This is a genomic window from Cupriavidus sp. GW823-FHT07B10 (assembly GCF_058794355.1).
In genome coordinates this window covers 71,758-88,631 of sequence record NZ_JBXAGS010000006.1, presented here as the reverse complement: position 1 = coordinate 88,631, position 16,874 = coordinate 71,758, and the positions used below count along the sequence as shown (strand labels likewise).

18 protein-coding genes, 1 tRNA gene and 1 pseudogene are annotated in these 16,874 nt (G+C 64.7%); 10 read left to right on the top strand and 10 right to left on the bottom strand.

Annotation, left to right across the window (positions count from 1 at the left end):
* Nucleotides 1–14: 14 nt before the first annotated feature.
* The 4 genes from AC1Q6V_RS14860 (at nucleotide 15) to AC1Q6V_RS14845 (ending at nucleotide 1,735) form a co-directional block, all read left to right on the top strand.
* Nucleotides 15–137 (top strand): DUF2514 family protein, encoded by a 123-nt coding sequence (locus AC1Q6V_RS14860; RefSeq protein WP_454749837.1) that lies wholly within the window; start codon nucleotides 15–17, stop codon nucleotides 135–137.
* Nucleotides 134–361, top strand: a complete 228-nt coding sequence (locus AC1Q6V_RS14855) for a hypothetical protein (RefSeq protein ID WP_454749820.1) — start codon at nucleotides 134–136, stop codon at nucleotides 359–361. The genes AC1Q6V_RS14860 and AC1Q6V_RS14855 overlap by 4 nt, the downstream gene beginning before the upstream one ends.
* Nucleotides 362–1,053: 692 nt before the next feature.
* Nucleotides 1,054–1,338 (top strand): hypothetical protein, encoded by a 285-nt coding sequence (locus AC1Q6V_RS14850; RefSeq protein WP_454749819.1) that lies wholly within the window; start codon nucleotides 1,054–1,056, stop codon nucleotides 1,336–1,338.
* A 232-nt stretch (nucleotides 1,339–1,570) separates the two neighbouring features.
* The gene (locus AC1Q6V_RS14845) at nucleotides 1,571–1,735 is read left to right on the top strand and encodes a hypothetical protein (RefSeq protein WP_454749818.1); all 165 of its coding nucleotides are present in this window, start codon (nucleotides 1,571–1,573) and stop codon (nucleotides 1,733–1,735) included.
* A gap of 198 nt (nucleotides 1,736–1,933) precedes the next feature.
* Here AC1Q6V_RS14845 and AC1Q6V_RS14840 read toward each other — a convergent pair whose 3' ends face one another.
* Nucleotides 1,934–2,638: a PA4824 family protein gene (locus AC1Q6V_RS14840; RefSeq protein WP_454749817.1), complete on the bottom strand. Its 705-nt coding sequence runs from the start codon at nucleotides 2,636–2,638 to the stop codon at nucleotides 1,934–1,936.
* A gap of 484 nt (nucleotides 2,639–3,122) precedes the next feature.
* Here AC1Q6V_RS14840 and AC1Q6V_RS14835 point away from each other — a divergent pair, with 484 nt between their 5' ends.
* On the top strand, nucleotides 3,123–3,434 hold the full coding sequence (locus tag AC1Q6V_RS14835; RefSeq protein ID WP_454749816.1) for a hypothetical protein: 312 nt from the start codon (nucleotides 3,123–3,125) through the stop codon (nucleotides 3,432–3,434).
* A 550-nt stretch (nucleotides 3,435–3,984) separates the two neighbouring features.
* On the opposite strand, the pseudogene AC1Q6V_RS14830 reads toward AC1Q6V_RS14835, so the two are convergent.
* The 4 genes and pseudogenes from AC1Q6V_RS14830 to AC1Q6V_RS14815 all read right to left on the bottom strand — a co-directional run.
* Nucleotides 3,985–4,260 (bottom strand): annotated as a pseudogene (locus AC1Q6V_RS14830) (BrnA antitoxin family protein); the annotation flags it as partial.
* Nucleotides 4,244–4,447, bottom strand: a complete 204-nt coding sequence (locus tag AC1Q6V_RS14825; RefSeq protein WP_371852233.1) for a BrnT family toxin — start codon at nucleotides 4,445–4,447, stop codon at nucleotides 4,244–4,246. The gene AC1Q6V_RS14825 and the pseudogene AC1Q6V_RS14830, both read right to left, overlap by 17 nt.
* Before the next feature lie 278 nt (nucleotides 4,448–4,725).
* Nucleotides 4,726–5,232 (bottom strand): cupin domain-containing protein, encoded by a 507-nt coding sequence (locus tag AC1Q6V_RS14820; protein WP_010813094.1) that lies wholly within the window; start codon nucleotides 5,230–5,232, stop codon nucleotides 4,726–4,728.
* Nucleotides 5,233–5,275: 43 nt separating this feature from the next.
* Nucleotides 5,276–5,536: a hypothetical protein gene (locus AC1Q6V_RS14815; RefSeq protein WP_010813093.1), complete on the bottom strand. Its 261-nt coding sequence runs from the start codon at nucleotides 5,534–5,536 to the stop codon at nucleotides 5,276–5,278.
* A gap of 304 nt (nucleotides 5,537–5,840) precedes the next feature.
* Here AC1Q6V_RS14815 and AC1Q6V_RS14810 point away from each other — a divergent pair, with 304 nt between their 5' ends.
* The 4 genes from AC1Q6V_RS14810 (at nucleotide 5,841) to AC1Q6V_RS14795 (ending at nucleotide 7,164) form a co-directional block, all read left to right on the top strand.
* Nucleotides 5,841–6,149: a DUF6566 family protein gene (locus AC1Q6V_RS14810; protein ID WP_234788122.1), complete on the top strand. Its 309-nt coding sequence runs from the start codon at nucleotides 5,841–5,843 to the stop codon at nucleotides 6,147–6,149.
* A gap of 39 nt (nucleotides 6,150–6,188) precedes the next feature.
* A complete protein-coding gene (locus AC1Q6V_RS14805; protein WP_058696853.1) occupies nucleotides 6,189–6,422 on the top strand; it encodes a hypothetical protein in 234 nt (77 codons plus the stop codon).
* 91 nt (nucleotides 6,423–6,513) lie between these two features.
* The gene (locus AC1Q6V_RS14800) at nucleotides 6,514–6,702 is read left to right on the top strand and encodes a hypothetical protein (protein WP_010813090.1); all 189 of its coding nucleotides are present in this window, start codon (nucleotides 6,514–6,516) and stop codon (nucleotides 6,700–6,702) included.
* A 102-nt stretch (nucleotides 6,703–6,804) separates the two neighbouring features.
* Nucleotides 6,805–7,164, top strand: coding sequence for a hypothetical protein (locus AC1Q6V_RS14795; RefSeq protein WP_454749815.1), 360 nt, complete (start codon nucleotides 6,805–6,807; stop codon nucleotides 7,162–7,164).
* A 17-nt stretch (nucleotides 7,165–7,181) separates the two neighbouring features.
* Here AC1Q6V_RS14795 and AC1Q6V_RS14790 read toward each other — a convergent pair whose 3' ends face one another.
* Together AC1Q6V_RS14790 and AC1Q6V_RS14785 are read right to left on the bottom strand one after the other, a co-directional pair.
* Complete coding sequence (locus AC1Q6V_RS14790; protein WP_010813088.1) at nucleotides 7,182–12,038, bottom strand: NAD-glutamate dehydrogenase; 4,857 nt, start codon at nucleotides 12,036–12,038, stop codon at nucleotides 7,182–7,184.
* 170 nt (nucleotides 12,039–12,208) lie between these two features.
* Nucleotides 12,209–12,763 carry a hypothetical protein gene (locus tag AC1Q6V_RS14785; RefSeq protein WP_011615017.1) on the bottom strand — a complete coding sequence of 185 codons (555 nt, stop codon included), beginning with the start codon at nucleotides 12,761–12,763 and terminating at the stop codon, nucleotides 12,209–12,211.
* Nucleotides 12,764–13,157: 394 nt separating this feature from the next.
* Here AC1Q6V_RS14785 and scpC point away from each other — a divergent pair, with 394 nt between their 5' ends.
* The gene (gene scpC / locus AC1Q6V_RS14780; protein WP_439671573.1) at nucleotides 13,158–14,675 is read left to right on the top strand and encodes a succinyl-CoA:acetate CoA-transferase ScpC; all 1,518 of its coding nucleotides are present in this window, start codon (nucleotides 13,158–13,160) and stop codon (nucleotides 14,673–14,675) included.
* 81 nt (nucleotides 14,676–14,756) lie between these two features.
* Here the strand turns inward: scpC and AC1Q6V_RS14775 are convergent, their stop codons facing one another.
* From AC1Q6V_RS14775 to AC1Q6V_RS14765, 3 genes are all read right to left on the bottom strand, one after another.
* Nucleotides 14,757–15,116 carry a hypothetical protein gene (locus tag AC1Q6V_RS14775; protein WP_010813085.1) on the bottom strand — a complete coding sequence of 120 codons (360 nt, stop codon included), beginning with the start codon at nucleotides 15,114–15,116 and terminating at the stop codon, nucleotides 14,757–14,759.
* A 319-nt stretch (nucleotides 15,117–15,435) separates the two neighbouring features.
* Nucleotides 15,436–16,413: a tripartite tricarboxylate transporter substrate binding protein BugE gene (locus AC1Q6V_RS14770; protein ID WP_010813084.1), complete on the bottom strand. Its 978-nt coding sequence runs from the start codon at nucleotides 16,411–16,413 to the stop codon at nucleotides 15,436–15,438.
* Between the two features lie 341 nt (nucleotides 16,414–16,754).
* Nucleotides 16,755–16,830: transfer RNA gene (locus AC1Q6V_RS14765), tRNA-Lys, on the bottom strand.
* Nucleotides 16,831–16,874 lie beyond the last annotated feature (44 nt).

Below are 16,874 nucleotides of genomic sequence, written 5' to 3'. Positions count from 1 at the left end.
AAGGCGGGGCTTCGCTGGGTGACCGCCGAGCGGGAGAGCTTGCTGAGTACGGGGACTCAGCCCGTATCGCCGGCCAAGCCTGCGAGCGGTCGTACGACGCCCTGACGAGTGGGATGAAACCGGGGGAGGGATTATGAAGCGCTACCTTTGGAACCTTCTCATCTCGCTGGACCAGCTCGCCAACACCGTCGCGGGCGGCAGTCCCGACGAGACGATCTCAAGCCGGGCTGGCAAGGCCATGCAGCAGGGCAGGTGCTGGGGCTGCATGCTCTGCCGGTTCCTGCATTGGTTTGACCGCGATCACTGCGCAAAGTCCATTGAGGCGGATGAGGGTGACGACGCGGCGGTGAGCGCCGAGTAGAAGTAGCCCTCGACCGGGTGCTCGAGGGCAAACACGTGGAAGCGAGCGGATCGCAGGGCCGCCCGTGAGGAATGGTTGCTCTGCACCAGTTGCGTCGGGTGTCGCTGTCGAGAGAATTGGTTCTCCAGATCTTGCCGTCACGGCCATCGACCGGTAGCTCGCCCTTCTCCTGCTTGGCTTTCTCGGTGCGCACTGAGAAGTAGGGGCAAGCAAAATCCCTGTAGTGAAAGGTACAGCCCGCCGCCGTTGCTTGGAAGTGAATGTGTGAGAGCCGCGACCAAGAGGTCGGCAATTTCTGGCAGCCCTGTTAGTGCTTGGACCTTGTTATCGACTTCCAGCCCCGGTCCCCCGTCGGCGGGCTGTATTGCGAAGGTTACGCAATTGCAACAGTCCAAGGTATGAGTCGTATGGCGGAATTGGAGAGGAGCTCGGGGCATCGTCAAACCTGCGCAGCCTTTTTTGCCATAGGCGAAACGGATTACCCCCGAAGCGGGGACGGCGCGCTGAGATCTCGCGTGGTTGGTTCTGTTGTGTCGCAAACAGTTCTACCTCGTCAGGGTACGTTTCTTAAATGAAACTAAGACCAATGTTGAAGCGACAGGGCTGCCCTCCGGATTGAACGCGGGCAAGACCGTTGCAACACGCTAGGCCGGCCGTCAGGGCGGTCGGGCAATCGACCGGGGGGTCATGCAATGAGCTCGATCACAGTCGTTCCTTGCTTGCTATGCGGTGCGCTGGCACGACGCTGGCCCGACCCATACGACATTCTGCATGGCGGCCGTATGTACCGCTGCGCCCGCTGTGGCGGGCGTTTTGCGGTCACCGGCGATGCCTTTGGCGCAATCGAGCAGGGTCGGTGGGACGCTACTGAACTGATGGCTGCGGTCAGGCAGCGCATTGCTACAGGCGAGCTGCCGCGCATCGAGAATGTTAAAGGCAGGCCGATCGTGATTGCGGTCGGCCGTCAGGCATCCTGAACTCCGTCGCATGATGATCGAGCGGCCACCACGGTTTTCCCGAAATCACCCGGAGCGCGTTTCAGGCCTGAAACAGACTTTAGGTCTAATTCCTAGGTCGTTTGGCTTAATTACAGCTTTAGTCCCATCAAATCAGGAGCTTATCCAATTTGGCACGCTTCTGGCTCGGCTCGTATTACCGGGCAGCCAGACTTACGGGTGAGCGCGGCACACTGAAGCGGAGGGTAAAGTCGTGAAGGACCTGGACTTGTTCTTTGCCGCTTTCGGAGTGCTGGTAATCTTGGCTGTTCTGAAGTTCGTGGGCGTGCCGCTCTACCAGCAACTTACCGCCAGCATCCATGCCGTCATGCAGACCGTAAATCATGCGGGTGAGGACAGAGCCGGGCGCGTGCGCTAATTTCTGCGATGCGCAAAAGAAAAAACCCTCGGCCGGGGTGGTCGAGGGCTTGAAGTGAATGGGCGTACCCGTCAACTGCCCCGCAATTGAGTCTAGTGGTGATCGCCGGTTCGGCAAGGGCGATTTACGGTTCTGTAGTGGGAAAACGACGGCTCGCGCGCACGCTGTAACAAAGTAGGACGCGGTGATTTTTTGGCGCTAGGGTAGGAATGGCGGCGATAGCAAGCGCAGCCCGATGGTGAAGAAGCGCTCACCAGTGCCGCCGCCAAAAACATTCCCGTAGGTTGTGTCGACCTGGACGCGGTCCTTGACTATCCAAAAGCGCAAGCCCGCTTGGAAAGACGGATTGCCCTTGTTCTGCCCGAAAGTCTCTGCCACTAGATATACGCTCGGGTGCAGTCGCGTTTCGGTGCCGATGCCCCACGTCATCCGGTTTAGATTGCTCTCAGTGTCACGATTGGCGCCGATATTCAGGTGGGTGACGAAGCGGTCGTTGAAGAAGGAGACGGAGACTGGCACATTGACGTACACGTTTCCGAACAGCTTTCTTTCCTCGGCGTTTGGGTGGTGCACGACGCCACCAGCGAGTGCCACGCCATAGCCGTTCGTTTCCAGCGGCTTGAGCAGGGTCTTCGCCTGAAACTGTAAGTTGGTGAGGTCGAGGTCGCCGTCAATCCGCTGGGCAGAGCCGCCTAGTGTCAGTTCCAGGTTTCCCGTCGGATTGCAGCCGGGCAGCGCCCAGAACTCATTTCCGCTTCTCTGGAATTGCATCCATGATTCCACCTGGCAAGCCTTAGAATCCACGATCCGTGCATCATCGGTGATTAGCGGGCGCGCGGCCATTCCCGGTTGGCTGGCTGCGAGCATTAAGGTGGCCAGCGCCGCGAATCGCACGTTCATCATATTTCGAAAGCTTCCCTGGGCGGGGCTGTCTGTTGCAATGGCGTGCGAGGGTACCACAGCGCTGTTGCACCACCGTGGCTGCCAGCAATTTGCCCGGCAAGGGCAATCTCTCGCGCGGGACATGGAGCCATCGGGGGCGCCTCAGTCCAGACGCCACCCGGGCGTTTTCGAGGGTCAGAAGGCTGTCTAACTTGCCCTAAAAATCGCCCGGAGACCCTCATGTCTCCGTGCTCAAAGTTTACGCAGCAAGTTAGAGGAATTCGGCTAACTGCCTGATTTTGTTATCTTGTGTATCTATATGGGGTGCAGGTGGTCGGAGGTTCAAATCCTCTCGCCCCGACCAGACAGAACCCGCTTGGTGAATAGCCAAGCGGGTTTTTTATTTTCTGCGTGGAAATGGCCGGCCGGTGCGGTAACGCTTTGATACAGCCGTCGCCGATGCCCGTTGCTATGCTCTGCCATCCTCCCGACCGATTCCCCACTTATGTTCCGAAAGCTCTGTGTGGCTACCCTTACGCTCCTCTGGCTGACGGCCGCGGCTGCCGCACGCGCCGATGACCGCGGCTACCCGAGCGCATATCGTGGCGGTGAGTACAAAGAGAAATTCCGTAGCGGCCCGTGTGAAATCGAACGCGAACTGAAGCGCGATGGCGAATACAAGGAAGAGCGCAAATGCAAGGGCGGTCCGCGTGGCTATGAGCGGAAGCAGAAGTACCGCGACGGCCCTTGCCTGATCGAGCGCGAATGGAAGGACGACGGTGAATATGAAGAGAAGGTCGAATGCAAGCGTGGATAAGTGCATGACCTTTCGGCCCGCCATGCGCGGCGCTGGCTGTTACTGCGAAAAGCAGGCCCGCTTTCTACCTAACCTGTTGCAACGATAGCGATCGCTGCTGTCGTTCTTACTTTTCCTGTGGAGCTTGCGCCATATATGCGCAACGCACGCAAGCACTCGGACGCCCGGGAAGGGCAGGTCGCCGATTGCATCAGCGAGCTTGGTTGACGCGGCCGGTGCTGGCTGACTCCGGCTAGCCCGCCAAGCTGCCCTATTGGACCGCATCCAATACTCAGGCATGGTGTGGCTCTGACATAGGCCAAAGGTCTTCTCGCTGGACCAGGGAATCGGCTTCGCTGTCGGCGAGACTGTCACTCACAAAGAACTCGCGGCGTTCGACGTTGTTTCCAATGGCACGTTCGAGGGTTACCCGACGATACGTTGCCTGATGCGCAGGGTCGTTCGCGAAGGCTGTTACCGGGCGATAGGTGAGAACGGATGACAAGGTGTTGGGGTTGTCACGGACCGTGGTTCCATGCAGTGGGCCCCCAACGTAGGTAATGTCCATGGCCTGTTGAAGCGCAACGTTCAGCGTTGCGTTCATCAGCGTCTGCCAACCTTCCCCGCTGGCGCGGAATGCATCCAGTATGTCCGCGTCATAGCGAATGCTCACCAGTTCCTTGGTGCTGGCGAGCCTGGGTCGACCGCGGCCGCGCTTGCCGAGCGGCTTCATGGCCTACATCTCTTTCGCCGAGACCTCGTACGTGTCCGGATCCGCAGCGATGCCGCGGTTGATGGCCGCGTCCTCTTCGTCGGTCGGCACGACGATCTTAGGCTTGGTCGACATAGTTCCTTGCCTCGCGTTTGTTGGCCTTGCGCAGGCTGATGATATGCATTGCATTCCCGCCCTGGGTGAACACCACGCAATAGAGGCGCTCATCAATGACGCCGAAGCCGATCTCGCGGAGTTCTCTGTAGTCGGCCCTGTCATCTACCCCTGCCAACAGGCTCGGCCAGTGGAACCTTGCTGCCAGCGCGAGCGAAACACCGTGCTTGGACTGGTTGCTGACATCCTTGGCAATAATTGTAGCTGCAAATAATGGGTGAGCCCAAGATTATCTGTGCTGCAGGATATGAATCCGCATCCTGAGTGCCTGTTGGGCTATACGCGCTGCTCGGTCGTTGCCAGCAAAGGCGGCGAGATACCCAGGTTCTCCCGTCATGGCCCGCCGGCACCCTGGCTTAGACTGGTCCCGCTGTACTCACCAGCCCGCCCGCACCCCACCGCGGCGGGCTGTTTCTTGGGTGGAGACTAGCGCGTCAGCCTGCGCAACAGCGCGTCATGTCCGCTTGCCAGGCCGGCAAGCGCCGTTGCGTCGGCCAGTTCGAATTCGCTGAACTGGAAGGCTGGTGCCACGGTGCAGCCGACCAGGGCGAAGTCCACGCCATCGGCCATATCCACGCGTTCGGCGGCAAACCATTGGCCGGCGGGCACCATTGCCTGGAAGGCCGCGCCGGGATGCCGCAGCGGGTCGCCCAGGCGCTGCGTGACGATGGTGCCGTCCACGATCCGGTGCACGTCCACGGGGGAGCCTGCGTGGTAGTGCCAGAGTTCGTCGGACCGGATGCGATGCCACGCGGAATAGTCGTTGCCGCACAGCATGTAGTGGATCGCGGTGCAGGCTGCGCGTGTGCGACCGTCCTGGCAGACGACCTGCTCTTCGCCGCGATAGGTTTCGCGGTAGTAGCCGCCTTCCGGATGCGGCTGCAGGTCGAGCGAGCGGATCAGTTGGCTGGCGGTCGGGCTGAGGTCTGGCATGTGGGCAAGCGGCGTGGCGCATCGGCGATGCGGAAGCCGTAGCTTAAAGCAGTGCGAAGCGTGCCTGGCCGGGGCCGACGAGGGCGGGGCGGCTGACCGGGTAGCGGTGACGGGTGCCCTGGGCATCGAAGGACAGGAAATCCGGCGTCCAGCGCAGGGCCTGCAACTGGAGTGGCTCGATGCCGTCGACGAGGATGGCGCCGGCGTCCACGCAGACACTGCCGCAAGGCAGGCGCAGGGATTCGCAGTCGTCGCCGAAGTAGTAGGCCTCGAGCAGGATGGAATCGGACTGGTATAAGGGCATGGGCAGTATCCGGATACTGTATGGATGTACAGTATAGCTCTGGCCAGCGCTTCGGTCATCCCCGACGATTCTCATTTTCGTGCGCCGCCACACCCTGCGGCGCTGTGCCATTGCCGCGTGGAAGTTGGTGGCAGGCGGTGTCGGCCTGGATTGGTATAACCTGAAAGCGATGCCGGTCGCACAGCATGGTCGTGCCAGGACCGGCAGGGTCGCTGCGGGGGATGCCATGGCGAGGTGCGGGAGCAGGGCTTGCTGGTTTGGTTTGGGCGTGGTGCTGGGCGCGGCGGTGGGCGGTGCCTGCGCCATGCTGGTGCGCACGGCCGCGGAGCGGCGGGTGCTGCGCCAGCCCGATGTGCCGCTGGTGCCGTCCGATCCCACCGCGGATCAGGCGCTGACCGATACTGCCACTGACGTGGTGGAGTACGGCGGCTTCGTGATCCACGTGTATTGCCACGCGCTGGGCATGGGGCGGTTCAAGGCCCTGTGCGATATCTGGGAGTCGGGCGCCGTGGTGCTGGAGGGCGGCGCGCCGCCGGCCACGCACGCCACGCCCGAAGATGCGCGGGCCGCGGCGATTTCGTGGGCGCGGCAATGGGTGCAGCACAATGGCTGAGGGCGCCGCCGCGCAATCATCGCCGTGACAGGAGATGCCATGCACGCCTGTGACCTGTGTCATCAGCTGGTGGGCGAACCGTCCAGCGTGCCGCCACACGAGCACCTGGCTGCCTCTGGCATTGCGGCCATGAGCAACCGGTGCAAGGTCGACAGCCGCTGGCGCTGCACGGGCTGCGGCGCCTGGATGTACCAGAGCACGGCATTGGGTGAGCCGCCGAATATGTGGCGAATGGGCCCGCGCCCGGTCGACTGGCCTGATAATGACGGCTGAGCAGGCATGGCCGCGCCGCCACCGGGCAGTGCGGCCATGCCCCGTATCGCGCCCGGCTCAGGCTCTCGGGCGTCTGTTTCAAGGAGATTTCATGTTTGTTTGTGGGAACCAGGCTTGCGGTGCGCGCTGGGAGCCGAATGAGGTGCAGATCCGCAATGAAGGGCAGGGTCCCGTGTTCCGCTGCCCGCAATGCGGCGCACGCAATCACGTCCAGGCACGCACCGCGCGCGACGGCAGCACGGTCTACCGCCAGGTGGCGGCGAAGCCGGTACCGCGCTAGCCCGGATCGTCGGGCGGCAAGCCATGTCACCCCACGCATGTGGGGTCAAATTCACATGGTTGCCGCCTTAAGCTTGCTCAGGCGGGACCGTTATACACAATCATGGACTTTGCCGACCCTCCTCAAGACTCTGCCTCCAATGCTGAACGCATGGGCTGGGCGAACGCTTCGCCGGAAGTGATCGCCAAGGTATTGAATTCAGCACTGGCAGCGCAGGACCTCTCAGGGTTTGCCGCGCTGCTGTCGGATATCGCGCGCGACCGCGGCCTCAAGGGCGAGCGTGCCGCGCACCAGTCGATCTACGACATGCCGTACGCCAGCCTGCTGCCCAGGCAGAAACACCTGCTTTCCGATGCCTTCGACCTGCTGGTCCTGCTCGGGCTGGAACTGCGCCCGCGTGGCGCAGGCGCCGGCATCGGCGACGATGCGGACCTCGACACGGGCGCGGAAGCAGACGAATAAGCCCGGGCTGGCCAGCGCTATGCGCGTTCCAGCATACCGATCTCGCGCACCGCGACCGACAGCATCGACAGCCCCGCAGCCCCCGAGGCGCGCTGGTCGGCCAGCATGCGCGTAAAGCGTTCCAGCGCGCCATGACGGCTGGAGCGCCAGGCATCGATCATGGCGTCGGGCGTATCCAGTTCACCCTCCTGTGACAGCACGCTGACGGTCAGTGCGCGCTTGAGCCGCCCCAGGTCTTCCAGCGTGGTGGTGCGTGCCAGCAGGTCCCAGTGCGTGTCCGATGGCAGCGCCAGCGCGCGCTCGCGCAGCCAGCTGAAGCTCAGGTGGCTGTCCAGCGCGAAATAAACCCCCGCCACCAGGTCCAGGCTGCGTTCGCACGCCGTGGCCACTTCGGCGATATCGAGCGCGGCGGCGGAGATCTCGCTGCCGGCCACGCGCACAGCCAGCGCTTCGTCGACCCCTGCATCCGTCAAGGCCCGGGTGCGCTCTGACAGTGCCGTCGCATCGGCCGGCGGCAGCAGCCGCGGCAGTTGCGGGGCCAGCCATTGCGCGGCCTGGGCAAAGCGCGCCAGGTCCTCGGCGGCCTTGCTGCCGCTGCGCAGATAGCGGATGAACCACAGGCACGCGCGCTCCAGCAGCAGCGCCACGGCCCCGAACATGCGCGCCTGCTCGGCATCGGCCACACGGTTGTCCAGCGCATCGATCTCCTGCCACAGGGTGGTCAGGCCGAAGACATCGCGTGCGATCAGGCAGGCGCGCACTATATCGGCCGGGCGTGCGTCGGTCTCTTCCATGATCCGGTGCACGAAGGTGGCGCCGATACGGTTGACCAGCATATTGGTCAGGTGTGTCGACAGGATCTCGCGCCGCAGCGGGTGGCGCTGCATCGCGTCGGCGTAACGCTGGCGCAGCGGCACCGGGAAATAGTCCGAAAGCAGTCCGGCGACCAGCGTGTCTTCCGGCACGTCGGAGGCCAGCAGTTCGTCGTACAGCCACATCTTGCTGTAGGCAAGCAGCACGGCACGCTCCGGCGATGCCAGGCCTTCATCGGCCAGCTTGCGCTCGGCGATTTCTTCCTCCGAAGGCAGGAACTCCAGCGGCCGGTTGAGCCGTCCGGCGCGCTCCAGCCAGCGCACCAGGCGCGCCTCGCCGTCGAGCAGCGCGGGGCTGCTGCGCCCGGCCACGGACAGTGCCTGGGTCTGGTAGTAGTTGTCCTGCAGCACCAGCAGGCCGACCTCGTCGGTCATCTCGGCCAGCAGCTTGTTGCGCTGCTTCTCGGTCATTTCGCCGTCGGCAACCACCAGCCCGAGCAGGATCTTGATATTGACCTCGTGGTCCGAGCAGTCCACCCCGGCGGAGTTGTCGATGGCGTCGGTGTTGATGCGCCCGCCCTTGCGCGCGAACTCGATGCGGCCCAGCTGGGTGAAGCCGAGGTTGCCGCCTTCGCCGACCACCTTGCAGCGCAGGTCATTGCCGTTGACACGCACCGCGTCGTTGGTGCGGTCGCCGGCCTGCAGGTGGGTTTCCTGGCTGGACTTGACGTAGGTGCCGATGCCGCCGTTGTAGAGCAGGTCGACCGGCGCCATCAGGATGGCGTGGATCAGCTCGGCCGGCGACAGCGTGGCTGCCGTGACTCCCAGCACCGCCTGCACCTGCGGCGACAGCGCGATGGTCTTGGCGCTGCGCGGATAGATGCCGCCGCCGGCGGAAATCAGCGTGGCGTCGTAGTCGGCCCAGCTTGAGCGGGGCAGGCCGAACAGCCGCGTGCGTTCCTGCAGGCTCCTTGTCGTGTCCGGGTCGGGATCGAGGAAGATATGCCGGTGGTCGAAAGCCGCCACCAGCCGGATATGCGGCGACAGCAGCATGCCGTTGCCGAACACATCGCCCGACATGTCGCCGATGCCGGCCACGGTGAAGTCCGTGGTCTGGATATCGACACCCATCTCGCGGAAATGCCGCTTGACCGATTCCCACGCACCGCGCGCGGTAATGCCCATCTTCTTGTGGTCATAGCCGACCGAGCCCCCGGACGCAAAGGCATCGCCCAGCCAGAAGCCGTATTCGGCCGAGATCGCGTTGGCGAAGTCGGAGAACGTCGCGGTGCCCTTGTCGGCGGCGACCACCAGGTAGGGGTCGTTGTCGTCGTGGCGCACCACCTCGGGTGGCGGCACCAGCTGGCCGCCGACGAGGTTGTCGGTGAGGTCCAGCAGCCCGCGCAGGAAGGTCTGGTAGCAGGCGATGCCCTCCTGCAGGAACGCATCGCGGTCGGTGGGCGGGGGCGGGCGCTTGACCACGAAGCCGCCCTTGGAGCCCACCGGCACGATCACCGTGTTCTTGACCATCTGCGCCTTCATCAGGCCCAGCACTTCAGTGCGGAAGTCCTCGCGCCGGTCTGACCAGCGCAGTCCGCCGCGGGCCACGCGCCCGCCGCGCAGGTGCACGCCCTCAACGCGCGGCGAGTAGACCCAGATCTCGAACATCGGGCGCGGCTCGGGCAGGCCGGGGACCAGCGCGGGATTGAACTTGAACGACACATATGGGCGCGGCTGGCCTTCCTCGCCGCGGTGGAAATAGTTGGTGCGCACGGTGGCGTTGATCACGCCCAGGAAAAGCCGCAGGATGCGGTCCTCGTCCAGGTTGGGCACCTTGTCCAGCGCCGCGCCGATATCGGCCAGCAGCTTGTCGCAGCGCGCCTGGCGGGCGGTGTCGGTGGCGACCTCGCTGAAGGTGTCGAAGCGCGCCACGAACAGGCCGACCAGCATGGCGGCAATGGCCGCGTTGCCGGTCAGCGCGCGCTCGATATAGGCGTCGCTGAAGGTCGAGCCTACCTGGCGCAGGTAGCGGGCATAGGCGCGCAGGATGGTGACGTCGCGTGCGGCCAGCTCGGCGCGCAGCACCAGGCGGTTGAAGTCGTCGTTCTCGATCTCGCCGTGCCAGGCGCGCGCGAACGCATCCTCGAACAAGGCCTTGACGCGCGCGATGTCGAATTCCGCCGCGCCGCCGCTGTCGGCAATCTCCAGCCCGAAGTCGTGCACCCATACCGGCGCGCCGCTGTCGGGTTCGATCAGGTAGGGGCGCTCTTCATCCACGCGCACGCCCAGGTGTTCCAGCATGGGCAGGCTGTGCGACAGCGCGATCGGCTCGCCGGCACGGTACACCTTGAAGCGGAACACCCCCGGCGCGGCCTCGATCGGCCGGTACAGGTTCATCGCCATGCCGTTGCCGCGCAGCGCGTGCTCCATCAGCTCGATATCGCGCACCGCGGTGCGGGCCGGGTAGTCCTCACGGTAGCCGGCGGGGAACGAGCCGCCGTAGCGCTGCAGCAGCCGGTTGCCTTGCTCTTCGCCGTGGCTTTCATGCAGGGCTTCGGCGAGATCGTCCTGCCAGCGGCGGCTGGCGTGCACGATGCGCGCCTCCAGCTCACGCGTATCAACATGCGGCATGGTGCCGGGCTCGCCGCGCACGGTCAGCTGGATGCGCGCCAGCGGCGACTCGGACAGCAGCGGCGTGAACTCGCAGCTGGTGCCGTGGAAGGCCGCGGTCAGCAGCCTCTGGATCTTCTGGCGCAGGTCGGTGTTGTACTTGTCGCGCGGCACGAACACCAGGCACGAGACAAAGCGGTCGAAGCGGTCGCGCCGTACAAAGAGCCGGGTGCGCTGGTGTTCCTGCAGCCGCAGGATGCCGGTGGTGATGTCGAACAGTTCATCCTCGGTGGCCTGGAACAGTTCATCGCGCGGATATTGCTCAAGGATGGTCACCAGCGACTTGTAAAGGTGCCCCTTGGCCAGGAAGCCCGCGCGCGCCAGGATATTGGCGCACTTGAGCCGCACCAGCGGAATTTCCGCAATCGGCGCCGTATAGGCAGTCGAGGTGTACAGGCCGACAAAGCGCCGCTCGCCGAACAGCTGCCCCTTTTCATCGAGCAGCTTGACGCCGACATAGTCGAGATAGCCCGGGCGGTGCACGGTGGCGCGCGAATTGGCCTTGGTCAGGAAGATCGGCGAGGCCCCTTCGATGATCGCGGTGGCCGCGGCGGGCAGCAGCGTGAGATCTTCGGCATCAGGCTCGCGCAGGCTTTCGCGCAGGATGCCCGCGCCCGAGCCCGGCACGCCGCGCAGGAAGTAGCGGCCGTCCTGCGACACCAGCTGGTAGTCACGCTGGCCGAGGAAGGAGAAGTGGTCATCCATCATCCAGTCCAGGAAGGCGCGCGCCTCGACGCTCTCCGGCGCGGCCGCGTCGGGCGCCTGCGCCATGGCGGCGATGGTGGCCTGGGTGATGCCGCACATCTTCGACCAGTCTTCCACCGCCGCGCGCACGTCGACCAGCACCTGCGCAATGCCGCTGCGCAGCGCCTCCAGCCGCGCGGCCTCGCCGCTGCGGTCGATCTCGAAATGGATAAAGGATTCCAGGCGCGAGCTGTCCCCGGCCTCGCCGGCGCCGCCCGGGGCGATCCGCTCGATGCCGCCGCGCGCGTCGCGCCAGACCCGGAACACGGGATGGATGGCCGAGTGCAGCGCCAGTCCCTGCCGGTTGATCTCCATCGTCACCGAGTCGACCAGGAAGGGCATGTCGTCATTGACGATCTCGACCACGGTGTGGTCCGAGTGCCAGCCGTGCTCTTCCAGGTTGGGATTGTAGACGCGGATGCGTGCATTGCCGGGGGTGAATTTCTGTGCGGTCTGCCAGTGCGCCATCACGGCGCCGTAGAGATCGTCGACGTCGCGCTGGAGCAAGTCCTCGGCGTCGGCCTGGTCGTAGTAGTGCAGCAGGAAGGGCTCGACCACGGCGAACATCGCCGCCGGCAGCCGCTCGCGCGCGAAGCTGGCCAGTTCGTCCAGCAGGTGCGCGACCTTGTCTTCGTTCTCCTGCGGCATGATCCCTCCTCGCGGTGTCGACGGGCGGCCCGCGGCATGTGCCGGGGCATGCTCATACTTTAGGAAAAATCCGCATGCCCGGCGCAAGAAAAGTGGCGGGTATGACGATGGCGCGCGAAGAAAAGGTGGGCGGCCTCCCGCTGCTGCCCGCGGGACGGCTTGCGCGGCGCTCAGAGGCGCGTGGCGGCGAGGGTGGGGCAAGAGGTGGGGCGGTGTGCGACCGGCGGCAGGCCGGGGCAATGCGAGGGCGCGACAGCTTTTTCCTGCCGGGCGGCTTCGGTGCCCGCGCGAACCTGGCGAGTGGTGTGGTCGCTCAGCGTGGTCTTCATCCGCTCCAGCAGGGTGCCCAGCGCAGCGCGCTCTTGCGAACTGAACGCCGCCACTGACACGCTGTGCAGCGCGCTGAGGGCCTGCGCGGTGCGCTGCAGCCGGTTGGCTGCGCTTTCTGCAATGCGGGGCGCCTGAGTGCCGGCGTACTCGATCCAGCCGTCGCGCCGCAGTTCATCCAGCATCGTCTCGGAACGCTCGACATCGATCGGCATCGGGCCCGTCAATGGCGAGCCGCGCACGAAGGCATCCTGGCGGATGGCCCGCAGCAGCAGCCACTGGGAGTAGTTCAGGCCAGAGGCGCATAGCGTCTGTTCCAACGCACCTTGCCAGGCGGTTACGGCATCAACCAGGGCAAGGACAACCGGCTCGCTGGGTTCGAGGGGTCTTGGCTGCATGAATGGCGTCTCCTGTTTTGGTTTGCCGCCACTGCGATGCGCTGGCATCCGTCGCGCGGGTACCAGGGGCCGGAGCATGGCCGGCCCGGGCGGCACGGGCGCCGCAGCCTCTCTGGCGGGGCACGGTCGACCGATGGGCCAGACACTACCAGAATCTTTTGCCGGAATTGTGACAGGTCGGGAATGCCCTGTGGCACCACAGGGACATAGTATCCCGCACGACCCCTGGCATGGCTTGAGCTATGAATAAAGCGACTGGGAGCTATGACTTTAAATCACAGCCAGAATGTATGCGGCTGGCTACACTGCCTGCCGGAGACCCCGCCAACGAGCCTTCAGGCCAGCAGGGGCGCGCGGCGCGGGCACGGGCCCGGCCGCCAGACCGGAGATAAGGATGTACAAGGAACGCATTCGCCTGGCCAGGCTGCACGACAAGGTAGTCTCGGCCGACGAAGCCGCCGCGCTGATCCGCGATGGCATGACGGTAGGCATGAGCGGTTTCACGCGCGCGGGCGACTGCAAGGAAGTCCCGTTTGCGCTGGCGCGGCGCGCGGCCACCGAGCCGCTGCGCATCACCCTGATGACCGGCGCGTCGCTGGGAAACGACATCGATCGGGTACTGGCCGAGGCGGACGTGATTGCGCGCCGCCTGCCGTTCCAGTCCGACGCGACGCTGCGCCGCAAGATCAACGCAGGCGAAGTGATGTTCATCGACCAGCACCTGTCCGAGACCGTGGAGCAACTGCGTTCCGGCCAGATCGCACCGGTGGACGTTGCCGTGGTGGAAGCGGTGGCGATCACCGAGCAGGGCGGCATCATCCCCAGCACCTCGGTCGGCAACTCGGCCAGCTTCGCCATACTGGCGCGCAAGGTGATCGTCGAGATCAACCTGAACATGCCGCTGGAGCTGGAAGGGCTGCACGACATCTACTTCCCGGTGCGGCGCCCTTACCGCCAGCCGATCCCGCTGATTGCGCCCGAGCAGCGCATTGGCCTGCCGTATATCCCCATCGATCCCGAGAAGATCGCGGCCATCGTCATCACCGCCAAGGACGATAGCCCGTCCAACGCGCTGCCGCCGGATGCCGATACCCGCAATATCGCCGGCCATCTCAACGATTTCCTGCTGCGCGAAGTCCGCGCCGGCAGGCTCTCGCCCGCGCTGCAGCCGCTGCAGGCGGGCATTGGCACCATTGCCAACGCGGTGTTGCACGGCATGGTCGATTCACCGTTCCGCGACTTGCAGATGTATTCCGAGGTGCTGCAGGACAGCACCATCGAACTTCTGGATGCGGGGCGCCTGGCGTTTGCCTCGGCCTCTTCGGTGACGCTGACGCGCGAGGTGTACCAGCGCTTCCTGTCCAACCTGGACCGCTATCGCTCGCGCCTGCTGCTGCGTCCGCAGGAGATCAGCAACCATCCTGAGATCCTGCGCCGGCTCGGGCTGATTACCATCAACACGGCGCTCGAGTGCGACATCTACGGCAACGTCAACTCCACGCATGTGGGGGGCACGCACATGATGAACGGCATCGGTGGCTCCGGCGATTTTGCGCGCAATGCGCACCTGTCGGTATTCGTGACCAAGTCGGTGGCCAAGGGCGGCGATGCCTCCAGCATCGTGCCGATGGTGGCGCACGTGGACCATACCGAGCACGACGTCGACATCATCGTCACCGAGCGCGGCCTGGCCGACCTGCGCGGCCTGGCGCCGCGCGAACGCGCGCGCACGGTCATCGACAACTGTGCCGACCCGCAATACCGCGAGCTGCTGGGCGACTACTTCCGGCGCGCCAGCACCCATGGCGGCCAGACCCCGCACCTGCTGGAAGAGGCGCTGTCCTGGCATGTCGGCTTCCGCGACCGCGGCACCATGCTGCCCGCGCAGCCGGCCCAGGCGATGGCAGCCTGAGCGCGGCCTCCGCCAGAAAGCAAAACAGCCCGCGCAAGCGGGCTGTTTGCCTTGGTGCCGCCGGTTGGCGGCGGGGCAGGCTTACTGCGCCTTGCCGCCCTGGCTGGCAGGCGCCTTGGCGCCGTCGGTGTACGGATCAGCCTTGCCGGCCTTGGCGCCGTCGGTGTACGGATCGAACTTGCCGGCCTTGGCGCCATCCGTGTTCGGGTCGAACTTCTTGCCCGAGTTGGTCAGGTCCGACTTGGTCGATTGCTTGGCGCCATCGGTGTACGGGTCGAACTTGCCGGATTTGGCGGGGTTCTGGTTCGGGCTGGCCTTCTTGGTGTGGCTGCCACCGTAGAGATCGCCGCCTTCGGTGTAGTTCTTCTGCGCATAGACCTGCGTCGCGCCCAGCGCGGCCAGTGCTGCAACGATCAGGGTCGAAACGGTCTTCTTCAGCATCTTGCTTATCCTCGCGATTGACGGTCGCGCAGCGCCTGCGCGAATCCGGTTTTGGGGCCGAGCCTGGCCGGTGGCGGCCGGGCACATGTGGCGGAACACCCGGTTAATGTACCGAGTCAGCGCTTGTCCGCAAAGTGAAAGTTTCTTCTACAAGTATTGAATACCGATGGCGTTGCCTGCGTACTGCGCCGGATCAAATGCAACGATTCTGGGGCAGATGTGGGTGACTGATGGCACATTTTCAACTGGCAGCCATAAAAAAACCGGCTGCCAGGTGGCAGCCGGTCATGACCCCTCGCGGGACGGTTTCGCCGTCCGGTTATTCCAGTGTGATGTTCTGGTCGCGTGCGATCTTCTTGCGCAGGTCCAGCTCGCGCTTGATCTGGGCGGCGTACTGCGCCGGGGTGTTGCCGTCGGTGTAGGCACCGCTGTCGGCCAGGCGGCGCTTGACGTTGGGGTCCTGCAGCGCCTTGACCGCGGCATCATGCACGCGCGTGATGATTGCCGCCGGCGTGCCGGCCGGGGCCACCAGGCCGTACCAGGCCATGTTGTTCATGTCCTTCATGCCGGCTTCGGCAAAGGTCGGCACGTCTGGCAGGCCCTCGACCCGCTTGGGCGCCGCCACTGCCAGCGCGCGCAGCTTGCCGGCCTGGATATGCGGCATCGACGACGGCAGGTTGTCGAACTGCGCGTTGACCTGGCCGGCCAGCGTGTCGTTCAGCGCAGGGCCCGATCCGCGGTAGGGGATATGGACCATGTCGGTCTTGGTGATGTCCTTGAACAGCTCGCCGTCCAGGTGCGAGATGCTGCCCTTGCCGGCCGAGGCGTAGCTGTACTTGCCGGGGCTGGCCTGCAGCATCGCGACGAACTCCTTAAGGGTCTTGGCCGGCACCTTCGGGTTGACCGTCAGCACGTTCGGCACGTTGACCAGGTTGGTGATCGGCGCGAAGTCCTTGAGCGGGTCGTACGGGTTCTTGGGGTTGGTGGCGGGGTTGGTCGCCATCGTGCTGACGGTGGCGATGCCCAGCGTGTAGCCGTCCGGGGCGGACTTGGCGAGCGCGTCGGCGCCGATCGCGCCGCCGCCGCCGCCGCGGTTTTCCACCACCACCGGCTGGCCCAGCTCGCGGCCAAGGCCGTCGGAGACCGCGCGCGCAACGATGTCGGTGGTGCCGCCGGCCGCGAACGGAACGATCAGGCGGATCGGCTTGTTGGGGTAGGACTGGGCTTGGGCCAGGCCGTGGGCCAGGCCAAGGGCCGCGATGCAGGCGGCTGCGCCGGCGCTGATAACTGCTTTCAAGGAGTGCCTCCGTTCTTCTTTCACTGATTCGCCAGGCGGGCTGCAGGCGTTTCTTCGGACCCAGACCTTTCGTCTGCGCCCCGCGCTGTCACGGTTCCCCGCGCTGGCATGACCGGGCCGTGCCGGGATGCGGCGACGGCCGGCACCTTGCGATTGTTCCGCGATACGGAACTATGTTCCACAATGTGCGCGGATGCGATTCAACCGGGAAAGCGGGCGCAGGGGAATTGGTGAGAACCCGCGTATCAAGAAACCGGCAGCCATGCCGACCGCGCGCGCAAAGCAGCGCGGCGGAAATGAAAAAAGCCGGAAGCAAGGCTTCCGGCTTTTCCTGAATTCGCTGGTGGGGCGTGAGTGACTCGAACACTCGACCTACGGATTAAGAGTCCGCTGCTCTACCAACTGAGCTAACGCCCCAACGAAGAAAAAGATTTTAGCAAGGTATCTGATAAGACGCAATA

Coding starts and splice junctions, on each gene's coding strand:
- AC1Q6V_RS14855 (WP_454749820.1), top strand. CDS start 134: ATGAAGCGCTACCTTTGGAACCTTCTCATCTCGCTGGACCAGCTCGCC.
- AC1Q6V_RS14850 (WP_454749819.1), top strand. CDS start 1,054: ATGAGCTCGATCACAGTCGTTCCTTGCTTGCTATGCGGTGCGCTGGCA.
- AC1Q6V_RS14840 (WP_454749817.1), bottom strand. CDS start 2,638: ATGATGAACGTGCGATTCGCGGCGCTGGCCACCTTAATGCTCGCAGCC.
- AC1Q6V_RS14835 (WP_454749816.1), top strand. CDS start 3,123: ATGTTCCGAAAGCTCTGTGTGGCTACCCTTACGCTCCTCTGGCTGACG.
- AC1Q6V_RS14820 (WP_010813094.1), bottom strand. CDS start 5,232: ATGCCAGACCTCAGCCCGACCGCCAGCCAACTGATCCGCTCGCTCGAC.
- AC1Q6V_RS14815 (WP_010813093.1), bottom strand. CDS start 5,536: ATGCCCTTATACCAGTCCGATTCCATCCTGCTCGAGGCCTACTACTTC.
- AC1Q6V_RS14810 (WP_234788122.1), top strand. CDS start 5,841: ATGCTGGTGCGCACGGCCGCGGAGCGGCGGGTGCTGCGCCAGCCCGAT.
- AC1Q6V_RS14805 (WP_058696853.1), top strand. CDS start 6,189: ATGCACGCCTGTGACCTGTGTCATCAGCTGGTGGGCGAACCGTCCAGC.
- AC1Q6V_RS14800 (WP_010813090.1), top strand. CDS start 6,514: ATGTTTGTTTGTGGGAACCAGGCTTGCGGTGCGCGCTGGGAGCCGAAT.
- AC1Q6V_RS14795 (WP_454749815.1), top strand. CDS start 6,805: ATGGACTTTGCCGACCCTCCTCAAGACTCTGCCTCCAATGCTGAACGC.
- AC1Q6V_RS14790 (WP_010813088.1), bottom strand. CDS start 12,038: ATGCCGCAGGAGAACGAAGACAAGGTCGCGCACCTGCTGGACGAACTG.
- AC1Q6V_RS14785 (WP_011615017.1), bottom strand. CDS start 12,763: ATGCAGCCAAGACCCCTCGAACCCAGCGAGCCGGTTGTCCTTGCCCTG.
- scpC (WP_439671573.1), top strand. CDS start 13,158: ATGTACAAGGAACGCATTCGCCTGGCCAGGCTGCACGACAAGGTAGTC.
- AC1Q6V_RS14775 (WP_010813085.1), bottom strand. CDS start 15,116: ATGCTGAAGAAGACCGTTTCGACCCTGATCGTTGCAGCACTGGCCGCG.